This window comes from Streptomyces sp. NPDC002044 (genome assembly GCF_040296725.1).
In the GTDB taxonomy this organism is placed as follows: Bacteria; Actinomycetota; Actinomycetes; order Streptomycetales; family Streptomycetaceae; genus Streptomyces; species Streptomyces antarcticus.
On sequence record NZ_JBEOXU010000178.1, the window covers coordinates 1 to 10,704 of the forward strand.

Sequence of the window (10,704 nt, forward strand, 5' to 3'; positions counted from 1 at the left end):
CGCGCGCCCCCCCCGGGGGGGCGGGGGGGGGCGCCGCCCCCTGGCCCGCCCCCCCCCCCCCCACCGCCATGCAGTGTCTGAACTGCCAGGCCGTCGTCGCGGCGGCTACCAGCGGTACCAGCGGCCGCTGCCGTTCTTGGGACGGGCGACAAAACCGATCAGCCACAGGATCAGGACTGCGATAGCGACCCACCAGAGAATCTTCAGTGCGAAACCCGCGCCGAAGAGGATCAGTACCAGCAGAAGAACGAGAAGCAGGGGAACCATAGTTATCAACCTCCGAAGCACCTTCTGCCCGAGCGGACCCGGGACATGCATGCGACTTCTTTTTGTTTTCCCCGTCCGCCGAACGGCTCAACCGGCCGCTCGGGCGGTCCCCCCGCGGGCAGAGAACCCCCATGGACAGCGATCGCGAGACGGACCCGGCGCACCAGGTGCCCGACGGCGTCGACGAGAAGACGGTGCGCGCACTGGGGGCGCTCTCCAAGGCGCTGGAGACCACGGAACGGGCCCGAGGCCACCTCTACGGGTTCCACCAGCTCACCGGGACGGCGGACTTCGAGCTCGGGGACGCGGTCCGGCTGCTGCGGGAGGCGGGCCACGAGGAGCAGGCCGAGCGGGTCGAACGCGAACTCGTCGGCCGCAACGTCATCCCGGGACACTGGACCTTCCAGATGATCGAGGCGTACAACTCCACCTACTACCGGCCCTTCGCCGCGGTGGAACGCGACATCCTCGGCGAACTGGCAGCCGGGAGGGACCACCTCCTGGAGGCCGACCTCAAGGCGAGGCGCCGCACCCCGCACCACCCGGACCACACCGCGACACCTCCCGCGGGGGCGAATTGAGCCGATGCCGGTCATCGACCGGGCCGGGCCGGGCCGATCCGGGCCGATCCGGGCTCCGGGAGGACATGCGGCGGGGCCGGGACCGCTGTGCGGTCCCGGCCCCGTGCGCGAGAGACGTCAGTGCTTGAAGGTGTCCTTGACCTTCTCCTTGGCCTCGCGCGCGTCGCCCTTGGCCTGCTCGGCGCGGCCCTCGGCGGTCAGTCGCTCGTTGCCCGTCAGGTGGCCGGCGGCCTCCTTGAGCTTGCCCTTGGCCTGCTCGCCCTTGGCCTCGGTCTTCTGCTCACCAGACATTGCCGATCACTCCCTGTGCGGTGGAAAACGTCTTACGCAACCTCGTATGACCGGTGAACCCTCCTTGAAACGGGCCGGTCCGGTCTTCTCCTCCGCGCCCTGTCAGGAGCCCGGCGGGTACGGGGTCCGGGGCCGCCCGTTACAGGTGGGTGTTCCCGCGGTTGATGGGTAGTCGCGCCGTGACAGCGGCGTACGCGAATGAGGAAGGGACACCCCGATGACCGACCAGCCCCACAGCCACGAACCCACCCCCTCCCCCGGGGAGCCGCGCGAGCGGCCGGAGCACACCCGGGACGAGTTCGGCCGGCGCATCGAGGCCCTGGCGGGCGCGGCGGGCGAGGCCGACGTCACGGCGCGGGCCCAGGAGGTGGCGGCGGAGGCACAGGACAAGGCCGTCACGGCGAAGGAGCAGGCCGTGCGGAAGGCGGCCCTGGTCACCGACCAGATCCGCGACACGGCGGAACAGGCCGCGCGCCTGGTGAAGGACACGACCCCGGACGCCGTACGGGACCAGGCGGCTCAGGCGTCCCGGCTGGTGGGCCAGGCAACGGCCCGCGCGGGCCGGTTCGCGGCGGAGAACACGCCCGAACCCGTTCTCGACAGGGCAGGGCAGGCCGCGGCCGTGGCGCGGGCCAACAGGACCCCGCTGCTCGCCGCCGGCGCTTTCCTCGTCGTGTTCCTGCTGGTGCGGCGTGGCCGGGGGCGCAAGTGAACGCGGCCAAGATCGCCTACAAGCCGGTCGGACTGGCCCTGGGCGCCGCCAGCGGCATGATCGCGGGGATCGCCTTCAAGCAGGCCTGGAAGCTGATCGAGGGGGAGGGCGACGCCCCCGACGCCACCGACGAGGGCCGCTCCTGGAAGGAGATCCTCATCGCCGCCGGCCTCCAGGGGGCGATCTTCGCCGTGGTCAAGGCCGCCGTGGACCGGTCCGGGGCCGTGGCGACGCGGCGCGTGACCGGCACCTGGCCGGGCTGAGCGCCGACGGCCGCCCGCCCCCGGAGGGTGGGCGGCGGCGGGGTGCGTGGCGCCGTACGGGTGCGGCGCAGACCCGCGCCAACCGGTCTCCGGGGGCGGCCCCGAGACGACTCGTGGGCATGCCCCGGAGCGCTCGGGGCAGCCGCGTGTGGAGAGCATCCATGGCAGCGTCCGCCGCTCCGGTCCGTCCGGGGCGGCCCGCTACGAGGAGGTTGGTTCCATGTCGCAGGTCGAGCAGTCCATCGAGGTCGACGTGCCCGTCCGCACGGTCTACAACCAGTGGACCCGGTTCGAGACGTTCCCGCGCTTCATGGCCGGGGTCGAGAGGATCACTCAGGTCAACGACACCCTGACGCACTGGCAGACGAAGGTCTCGGGTGTGGAGCGGGAGTTCGACGCCGAGATCACCGAACAGATCCCCGACGAACGCGTCGCCTGGACCAGCGTCGGCGGAGAGGTCCGGCAGGGCGGCGTGGTCACCTTCCACCGGCTCGGCGACGCACGGACGAAGGTGATGCTCCAGATGGACTTCGATCCGGAGGGACTCGCCGAGAACGTGGGCGACAAGCTCGGCTTCGTCACGCGCCGGGTCACCGGTGACCTGAAGCAGTTCAAGGAGTACATCGAATCCCGCGGAGCCGAGACGGGCTCCTGGCGGGGCAGGATCTGACGCGGCGTTGCCGCCCGGAGCCGGGCCACACGGCCCACGCCCCACACACGACACTCACGGCACACGCCGCTCTCCGCGTTTCACCTCAGGGCGTTTCACCTCGGGGCCCCGGCCGGACTTCCCGGCCCGGGCCCTGCTCGCGTGGTGCGCCCTGCCGGGCCGCCCGCGCGGAGTCAGCGGGCCAGCAACTCGTCGAGGAACGCGTCGGCGTCGAAGGTCTCCGCCCCGGGCGCGACGACCGCGTACGTCTCGTCGAGGAACCGGGCGAGCGCGCGGGCGTCGAAGAGCAGGACCGCCCCCTGCCCGCCCGAGGAATCCCGCAGTTCCGCGCGGACCGCCTCGCCGTCGGGCGTCCACTGCGGCCGGAACGTGACGTCTCCCTCGCCCACCGGGCGGTGGAGTCCCTCGGCCAGCATCTGGCGGTCGAAGCACCAGGACGGCAGGCCCGTGTCCTGGGTGAAGAACCGCGCCCGCACCGCGTACGGGTCGGCGCGGTCGTAGGAGAACCGGCCGAGCAGGGGCACGACGCCCCCGGCGGCCGCCTGGAGGCGGACGCTGATCAGGGCGGACACAGGGGACATCAACACGGGCCTCCGGGAATGGGCTACTCAGCCGCCCCCCGTGTGCCCCCTCTCCGGCGGGCCACACTGCGCCATCCGGCTGAACTGCCGGGCCAGGTTGTCGGGACGCGCTGCCGAGCGGCACCGCCGAGCAGCGCCGATCCGTGGATCCGTCCCCGCGCCGGTGCTCCACCGCCCCGGCTCACGCCGGTTCCGGGGCTTCCTCCCGCACCGACGGGTCGAGGGCGCGGTGCCCTTGGCGGAGTTCGGCCACCAGGCGGGCCGCGTCGGTGAGGAGGGTGCCCTGCAGGGTGGCGGTCTCCGGCGCGGTGTTCCGCGACGGCAGGGCGTGCTCCTGGGCGTGGTCGAGTTCCGCGGAGGCCCGATCGAGCAGCTCGTCGAGGCGGTGCGGTTCGGTGCGGGCGGTCCGGCCGATGTGTTCCATCGCCGCGGCCGTCGTACGCAGCAGGGACGCGTAGGCGGAGCGGAACGCGATGGGCACGGCGTCCAGTTCCCCGCTGTCGACGGCGTGGTCCAGGCTGCGGCTGACGGACCGCACGTGATCGAGGCCCCGTTGGGCCACGGCGATGGCCTCGTGGGCCCGGGGGAGGGCCTCGGCGGCCCCGTCGATGCTTCGGCGGGGGTTCAGACGCCCGTTCTCCGCCTCGCGGTCGATGGTGTGCCGGATGCGGTCGGCGTCCGCGGAGAGCCTGCGCCAGTCGCGCCGCAGCTGGTGCACCTGGGCGGAGTCCGGCGCGTCCGCCTCGAACGCGTCGGCCAGGCGGCCGATGCGGCGGTGGATGCCCGTGTACAGGTCCGCCACGGCCTCCTGCCGGTGGCGGGTGTGCCGTGCGGGGGCCAGGACGAGGTGCGCGGTGAGCCCGCAGACCGCGCCGATGACGACGGAGGCCACGAGATGGCCGATGTAGTCGATCCGGCCCTGTCCGGAGGAGAAGGCGAAGAACCCGATGATCGCGACCTGGGTGCCGTGCTCGCCCAGGGGCCGGAAGCGGCCGAGGGCCAGGGCGAGGAGGGTGAGCAGTCCGAAGGTCCAGCCGTGGATGCCGGCGGCGGCCGCCAGCGTGGCGGCGAGGGCCGCCCCGACGGTCATCGCGAGCAGGTACTGGGCGCAGCCGCGCAGGGAGCGGAACACCGTCGCCTGCAGCGCCACCAGCGCGGTGAACGGGGCGAACGTGGCCACCGCCACCGGCAGGAAGTGGCGGGCCAGCATCCAGGCGCCCATCGCCGCCACCACGGTCTTCGCGCCCAGCACCAGGTCGTCGCGCTCCGTGCCCGGCGACCGCACCCCACGCCGGACGTAGCCGGTGGCCTCGGCGAACGTCGCCACCACCGGTCTCAGTACTTTGGCCCACTCGGGCATACGCCACCTCCGGGATGCCGTATGCCCGGTCGGGCCCGGTCGACGCGGCCACGGCCGGACCGGCGGAGCCGGGGTTCAGCGCGTCAGGACAGGTCCATGTGCAGCCGAACGGTGGTGCCGTCCTCGTGGGTGTCGATCTCCACGAGCTCGCACAGCTGGCGCACCGCCCACAGTCCGTGCCCCCGCGGCCGGGCCGGGTCCGGCGGCAGGTAGCCCGCGTACCAGTCGGCGCCGGTCCGGCCGGAGTCGGCGACGTCGCACACGATCCGGTGACCGGAGCGCCCCAGCGTGAGCAGGCCGTGGCCGGCGCCGTGCTGGACGGCGTTCGTGGCGACCTCGTTGACGGCGAGCACGAGCCGCCGCGCCCCGGAAGGGGACATGCCCAGGGAGACGGCGGTCTCCGCCACGAAGGCCCGTGCCCGGCCCAGGTCGGCCCCGAACCGCAGCTCGGCGACCGCCCGGCCCGCTGCCGGAAGTGTCGCCACCGGCCGCCTCCAGGCCCCGCCCGGCGTGGTCGGCGCGACGTAGCGCTCACTCGGCCGCGGGGCCGGTCCTGTCACCAGCTGGGGGTGGGTCCGCAGGGCGTCCCGGACCACCGGGGCCGGCAGGGAGCGGGTGTCGTAGGGGCACACGATCCATACCGGGCAGGGGGCGAAGGCGAGGTTGATGGCCGCCTCGTACCGGGTCCACTCCGCCGTCTCGACCGCGTCGCGACCGTGCCACACCGGTTCCCCGATCACCCGCACCCGCCGGTGCCCGCCCTTCGCCGTGTGCCGCTCGACGTAGCGGTGGTACGCGCTCAGCGTGCGGCCGGGACTGCGGTACCAGTCCTCGGACGGGACGAACTCCACCGGGCCGGCGGCATCGCCCAGCGCCCGGCGCAGCAGGTCGATGTTGGCCTCGGTGGTCACCGCCAGGACGGCGTCGTCCGCGCGCAGGCCGTCCCGGCAGAACGGCACGGCCGCGGCCAGGAACGCGTCGTCGGTGCCGTAGACCAATGCCTGGTGGGTCAGGAGCGGGCCGCCGCCGGACCGCGCGACCGGGGGGAGCGCCGAGGGGATCAGGGTCATGACGCGGTCTCCCGGGCGGTGACGATGAGGGACGGCGTCTCGTCCCAGCCGACCATGCCGACCACCTGGCACAGCAGCGGGGCGAGGTCCACCACGTGCAGCCGCCGGTCCGCCGGCAGCCGCCCGGCCGCGTGCGCCAGCGCCCGTACGCCGGCCAGGTCGATGAACTCCAGGGCGCTCATGTCCACCCACACGTCCCCCGGCCAGTCCAAGGTGGTCTCCAGCGCGGCGGCGAACGCGTCGGTGGCGCGGTAGTCCACCGTGCCCACGACGCGCAGGGACCGCTGCCCGGCCCGGAAGCCGGGCACCAGCCGCAGACCGGGGGCCGCGTACAGCGCGTCCGGTTCCACGGCGCCGGGGTGGCAGCGGTCGAACGCGTCCAGCGCGCGCGGGCCGAAGCGGCGGGCGTCGTACTGGCAGATCGCCGACGCCGGCTGCCCGGCGAACACCTCCGTGACCCGCCTCTCGTACCGTTCGAGCTGATCGGTTCCGGGTACGTCGCGCAGTGCCCAGCCCATCTCGCCGCTGACGCGGAAACCGCGGTACCCGGCCGTGAGGGAGTCCCGCACCTCCTGCCCCAGGGAGGAGGCCATGGCCTCGGCGTCGAACGAGCCCGCCGCCAGGTAGCTCTTCCCGGCGGTGGTCACGTCCAGCTGACCGCTCGCCAGCGCCCGCCGCGGATCGGTGCCCGCCGAGCCGAGCCAGCTCAGCACCTCGCGGGGATCACGCCGGTCGGCGAAGTACAGCACGCGCTCCCCGAGCTCCAGCCCCGCCGACAGGTAGGCGGTGACCACCCGGCGCTGCTCCGCGTCGTCGGCGAACGCCAGACACAGGTGGTCACCGTGGGCCATGTCCTGGACCCGGCGTTCCCTGTCCGCCCGCGCGGTCATCGGAGAGCCACCGTCTTCACCGTTCCATCCCCAGCCCCGCCGGTGCCGTTACGGCTCCGCCACGAGGAGCCCCGCCGCACACTCTAGGGGGTGCCGCCGAACGCGCGCCCGCCGTGTGGTGCCCGGCCCGCCCGCCCGCCCTGCGGCCCGGTGCAGGGCGGGCACCGGGCGCGGGTGGCCCGGCTCCTCACCGGTCCCGTACGTGCGCCGGTGCGCAGGGGTTTAGCCTGGCGCGGGGCGCTCGAACCTTCGGGCGGGTCCGGGCAGAGGGAGATGGGGCAGGGATGGTCGAGCCGGCGGTTGCAGCGACGGGCGTGAAGGTGTCGGGGGCGGTGGGAGAGCCGGAGCTGCGTCAGCTCCTGGCCGGCCTGACGGCCGTCCGGGACGGTGATTTCGGCACCCGCCTGCCCGACGAGGCCGACGGGCTGCTGGGGGAGATCGCCACCGTCTTCAACGGCATGGTCGACCAGCTCTCCCTGTTCACGTCGGAGGTGACCCGCGTCGCCCGCGAGGTCGGAACCGAGGGAACCCTCGGCGGTCAGGCCGAGGTTCCGGGCGTCTCGGGAACGTGGGCCGACCTGACGGACTCCGTCAACGCGATGGCCGGCAACCTCACCACCCAGGTACGGGACATCGCCCAGGTGGCGACCGCCGTGGCCCGCGGTGACCTGTCGCAGAAGATCGACGTGGCGGCCCGGGGCGAGATCCTGGAGCTGAAGGACACCGTCAACACGATGGTCGACCAGCTGTCCTCCTTCGCGGACGAGGTCACCCGGGTGGCGCGCGAGGTCGGCAGCGAGGGACGGCTCGGCGGTCAGGCCGAGGTGCCCGGCGTGGCCGGAGTCTGGCGTGACCTGACCGACTCGGTGAACTTCATGGCCGGAAACCTGACCGACCAGGTCCGCAACATCGCGCAGGTGACGACGGCGGTCGCCAAGGGCGACCTGTCGCAGAAGATCGCCGTCGACGCCCGCGGCGAGATCCTGGAGCTGAAGAACACCATCAACACGATGGTCGACCAGCTGTCGGCGTTCGCCGACGAGGTGACCCGCATGGCCCGGGAGGTCGGTACGGACGGCCGCCTCGGCGGGCAGGCGGACGTGAAGGGGGTCTCCGGCACGTGGCGGGACCTGACCGACTCGGTGAACTTCATGGCCGGGAACCTCACCGCGCAGGTCCGCTCGATCGCGGAGGTCGCCACCGCGGTCGCGCAGGGCGATCTCTCGCAGAAGATCCGGGTCGACGCGCGGGGCGAGATCCTGGAGCTGAAGACGACGATCAACACGATGGTCGACCAGCTGTCGGCGTTCGCCGACGAGGTGACCCGCGTGGCCCGGGAGGTCGGTACGGACGGCCGCCTCGGCGGGCAGGCGGACGTGAAGGGGGTCTCCGGCACGTGGCGGGACCTGACCGACTCGGTGAACTTCATGGCCGACAACCTCACCGCGCAGGTCCGCTCGATCGCGGAGGTCACCACCGCGGTCGCGCAGGGCGATCTCTCGCAGAAGATCCGGGTCGACGCGCGGGGCGAGATCCTGGAGCTGAAGGAGACCATCAACACGATGGTCGACCAGCTGTCCGCGTTCGCCGACGAGGTCACGCGCGTGGCCCGGGAAGTGGGCACCGAAGGCAACCTGGGGGGCCAGGCCACCGTACGGGGGGTGTCGGGCACCTGGAAGGACCTGACGGACAACGTCAACGTGATGGCGTCGAACCTGACGGGGCAGGTGCGGTCCATCGCCCAGGTGGCGACGGCCGTGGCCCGTGGCGACCTGTCGCAGAAGATCATGGTGGAGGCGAAGGGCGAGGTCGCGGCGCTCGCCGGGGTCATCAACACGATGGTGGACACGCTGTCCGCCTTCGCGGACGAGGTCACCCGCGTCGCGCGCGAGGTCGGAACCGAGGGCCGGCTCGGGGGTCAGGCGCGGGTGCCCAACGTGGCGGGCACCTGGAAGGACCTCACCGACAACGTCAACTCCATGGCGAACAACCTGACCGGCCAGGTCCGCAACATCGCTCTGGTCACGACGGCGGTCGCCAACGGTGACCTGTCCAAGAAGATCGACGTCGACGCGCGGGGCGAGATCCTGGAGCTGAAGACGACGATCAACACGATGGTCGACCAGCTGTCCTCCTTCGCGGCGGAGGTGACCCGTGTGGCGCGCGAGGTCGGCAGTGAGGGCAGGCTCGGCGGCCAGGCCGAGGTCGAGGGCGTGTCCGGTACCTGGAAGCGGCTGACGGAGAACGTCAACGAGCTGGCCGGGAACCTGACCCGGCAGGTCCGTGCGATCGCGGAGGTCGCCAGCGCCGTCGCCGAGGGCGACCTGACGCGCTCGATCACCGTGGACGCCTCCGGTGAGGTCGCCGAACTCAAGGACAACATCAACTCGATGGTCGGCTCGCTCCGCGAGACGACCCGCGCCAACCAGGTACAGGACTGGCTGAAGTCCAACCTGGCGCAGATCTCCGGCCTCATGCAGGGCCACCGCGATCTCGCCGTCGTCGCCGAACTCGTCATGGACGAACTGGCGCCCCTGGTCGACGCCAGCTACGGGGCCTTCTACCTCGCCGAGGAAACCGACGGCGAGACCTGGCTCTCCCTGATCGGCTCGTTCGGACGGCCCGCCGACCGCCCCGCCGCCCAGCGGGTGCGGCGCGGCGAGACCCTGGTGGGACAGGCGGCCCGCAGCCGCCGCATCCTCACCACCGACAACCTGCCGCCCGGCTACCTGATCTCCTCCGGCCTGGGCGCGGCCACGCCCGCGAACCTCATCGTGCTGCCCATCCTCGTCGAGGACCAGGTCCTCGGGGTCATCGAACTCGCCACCTTCAGCTCCTTCACCCCCGTGCACCGCGACTTCCTCGGGCGCCTCATGGAGACGGTCGGGGTCAACGTCAGCACCATCGTCGCCAACGCCCGCACGGACGAACTCCTCGGCGAGTCGCAGCGCCTCACCGGTGAACTGCAGGCGAGGTCCGAGCAGTTGCAGGTCCAGCAGGACGAACTCCAGCGCTCCAACGCCGAACTGGAGGAGAAGGCGGCCCTCCTCGCCACGCAGAACCGCGACATCGAGACGAAGAACCTGGAGATCGAGCAGGCCCGTCAGGAACTCGAAGACCGGGCCCAGCAGCTGTCGCTCGCGTCGAAGTACAAGTCCGAGTTCCTCGCCAACATGAGCCACGAGCTGCGCACGCCGCTCAACAGCCTGCTCATCCTGGCCCAGCTCCTGTCGCAGAACCCCAGCCGCAACCTCACGCCCAAGCAGGTGGAGTACGCCGGCATCATCCACTCCGCCGGGTCCGACCTCCTCCAGCTCATCAACGACATCCTCGACCTGTCGAAGGTCGAGGCGGGCAAGATGGACGTCAACCTGGAACGGGTCTCGCTCAAGCGGCTCCTCAACTACGTCGAAGCCTCCTTCCGGCCGCTGACCAGCCAAAAGGGCCTCGACTTCGACATCACGAGCTCGGCCGGCGTACCGGTGGACCTGCTCACCGACGACGCGCGGCTCCAGCAGATCCTGCGCAACCTGCTGTCCAACGCGGTCAAGTTCACCGAGAGCGGCCGGGTCCAGCTGCGGATCGAACCGGCGAAGGCCGGGGAGCTGCCCGCCGAGCTGATCCGGGCCGGGTCCGTGGTGGCGTTCAAGGTCGTGGACACGGGCATCGGCATCGCCGAGGAACAACTCGAGGTGATCTTCGCGGCGTTCCAGCAGGCCGACGGCACGACCAGCCGCAAGTACGGCGGCACCGGACTGGGACTGTCCATCACCCGGGAGATCGCCCGGCTCCTCGGAGGCGTGGTCACCGCGAGCAGCACGCCGGGTGAGGGGTCGACGTTCACGTTGTACCTGCCGGTGTCGCGACCCGACTTCGTCGAGCGGGACACGGAGGCCCCCGCTCCGGAGCCCCCCGCCCCCGCCGCCGTCGCCCGGGCGGGCGGCCGGGGCGCCGCCCCGGCGCCGGACCCCCCACCCCCGCGGGGCCGGGGGGGGGCGGGGGGCGGCAAAGGTGACCAC

At 72.4% G+C, this 10,704-nt stretch carries 11 protein-coding genes; 5 read left to right on the plus strand and 6 right to left on the minus strand.

Going from position 1 to position 10,704, the window contains the following annotated elements:
• Positions 1-105 precede the first annotated feature (105 nt).
• Positions 106-267, minus strand: a complete 162-nt coding sequence (locus tag ABT106_RS28355; protein WP_351282888.1) for a hydrophobic protein — start codon at positions 265-267, stop codon at positions 106-108.
• Between the two features lie 131 nt (positions 268-398).
• Here ABT106_RS28355 and ABT106_RS28360 point away from each other — a divergent pair, with 131 nt between their 5' ends.
• On the plus strand, positions 399-848 hold the full coding sequence (locus ABT106_RS28360; protein ID WP_351282891.1) for a hypothetical protein: 450 nt from the start codon (positions 399-401) through the stop codon (positions 846-848).
• Between the two features lie 117 nt (positions 849-965).
• Here ABT106_RS28360 and ABT106_RS28365 read toward each other — a convergent pair whose 3' ends face one another.
• On the minus strand, positions 966-1,139 hold the full coding sequence (locus ABT106_RS28365) for a CsbD family protein (protein ID WP_351282894.1): 174 nt from the start codon (positions 1,137-1,139) through the stop codon (positions 966-968).
• A gap of 217 nt (positions 1,140-1,356) precedes the next feature.
• Here ABT106_RS28365 and ABT106_RS28370 point away from each other — a divergent pair, with 217 nt between their 5' ends.
• The 3 genes from ABT106_RS28370 to ABT106_RS28380 all read left to right on the plus strand — a co-directional run bounded on the left by ABT106_RS28370 (position 1,357) and on the right by ABT106_RS28380 (position 2,784).
• Positions 1,357-1,851 carry a hypothetical protein gene (locus ABT106_RS28370; protein ID WP_351282897.1) on the plus strand — a complete coding sequence of 165 codons (495 nt, stop codon included), beginning with the start codon at positions 1,357-1,359 and terminating at the stop codon, positions 1,849-1,851.
• On the plus strand, positions 1,848-2,114 hold the full coding sequence (locus ABT106_RS28375) for a DUF4235 domain-containing protein (protein ID WP_351282900.1): 267 nt from the start codon (positions 1,848-1,850) through the stop codon (positions 2,112-2,114). Before ABT106_RS28370 ends, ABT106_RS28375 begins: the two co-directional genes overlap by 4 nt.
• A 220-nt stretch (positions 2,115-2,334) precedes the next feature.
• Positions 2,335-2,784: an SRPBCC family protein gene (locus tag ABT106_RS28380; RefSeq protein WP_351282913.1), complete on the plus strand. Its 450-nt coding sequence runs from the start codon at positions 2,335-2,337 to the stop codon at positions 2,782-2,784.
• 173 nt (positions 2,785-2,957) lie between these two features.
• Here ABT106_RS28380 and ABT106_RS28385 read toward each other — a convergent pair whose 3' ends face one another.
• The 4 genes from ABT106_RS28385 to ABT106_RS28400 form a co-directional block, all read right to left on the minus strand.
• Complete coding sequence (locus ABT106_RS28385) at positions 2,958-3,365, minus strand: SsgA family sporulation/cell division regulator (protein WP_351282903.1); 408 nt, start codon at positions 3,363-3,365, stop codon at positions 2,958-2,960.
• Between the two features lie 181 nt (positions 3,366-3,546).
• The gene (locus ABT106_RS28390; RefSeq protein WP_351282905.1) at positions 3,547-4,725 is read right to left on the minus strand and encodes an aromatic acid exporter family protein; all 1,179 of its coding nucleotides are present in this window, start codon (positions 4,723-4,725) and stop codon (positions 3,547-3,549) included.
• A gap of 83 nt (positions 4,726-4,808) precedes the next feature.
• Complete coding sequence (locus ABT106_RS28395; RefSeq protein ID WP_351282908.1) at positions 4,809-5,795, minus strand: anti-sigma factor RsbA family regulatory protein; 987 nt, start codon at positions 5,793-5,795, stop codon at positions 4,809-4,811.
• Entirely contained in the window at positions 5,792-6,685 is an 894-nt protein-coding gene (locus ABT106_RS28400; protein ID WP_351282911.1) for an MEDS and STAS domain-containing protein, read from the minus strand. The genes ABT106_RS28395 and ABT106_RS28400 overlap by 4 nt, the downstream gene beginning before the upstream one ends.
• Positions 6,686-7,017: 332 nt before the next feature.
• On the opposite strand from ABT106_RS28400, the gene ABT106_RS28405 reads away from it, so the two are divergent.
• Positions 7,018-10,704: HAMP domain-containing protein (locus tag ABT106_RS28405; protein ID WP_502979506.1), on the plus strand; the 3,687-nt coding region annotated here is incomplete at its 3' end.

Coding starts and splice junctions, on each gene's coding strand:
- ABT106_RS28355 (WP_351282888.1), bottom strand. CDS start 267: ATGGTTCCCCTGCTTCTCGTTCTTCTGCTGGTACTGATCCTCTTCGGC.
- ABT106_RS28360 (WP_351282891.1), top strand. CDS start 399: ATGGACAGCGATCGCGAGACGGACCCGGCGCACCAGGTGCCCGACGGC.
- ABT106_RS28365 (WP_351282894.1), bottom strand. CDS start 1,139: ATGTCTGGTGAGCAGAAGACCGAGGCCAAGGGCGAGCAGGCCAAGGGC.
- ABT106_RS28370 (WP_351282897.1), top strand. CDS start 1,357: ATGACCGACCAGCCCCACAGCCACGAACCCACCCCCTCCCCCGGGGAG.
- ABT106_RS28380 (WP_351282913.1), top strand. CDS start 2,335: ATGTCGCAGGTCGAGCAGTCCATCGAGGTCGACGTGCCCGTCCGCACG.
- ABT106_RS28385 (WP_351282903.1), bottom strand. CDS start 3,365: ATGTCCCCTGTGTCCGCCCTGATCAGCGTCCGCCTCCAGGCGGCCGCC.
- ABT106_RS28390 (WP_351282905.1), bottom strand. CDS start 4,725: ATGCCCGAGTGGGCCAAAGTACTGAGACCGGTGGTGGCGACGTTCGCC.
- ABT106_RS28395 (WP_351282908.1), bottom strand. CDS start 5,795: ATGACCCTGATCCCCTCGGCGCTCCCCCCGGTCGCGCGGTCCGGCGGC.
- ABT106_RS28400 (WP_351282911.1), bottom strand. CDS start 6,685: ATGACCGCGCGGGCGGACAGGGAACGCCGGGTCCAGGACATGGCCCAC.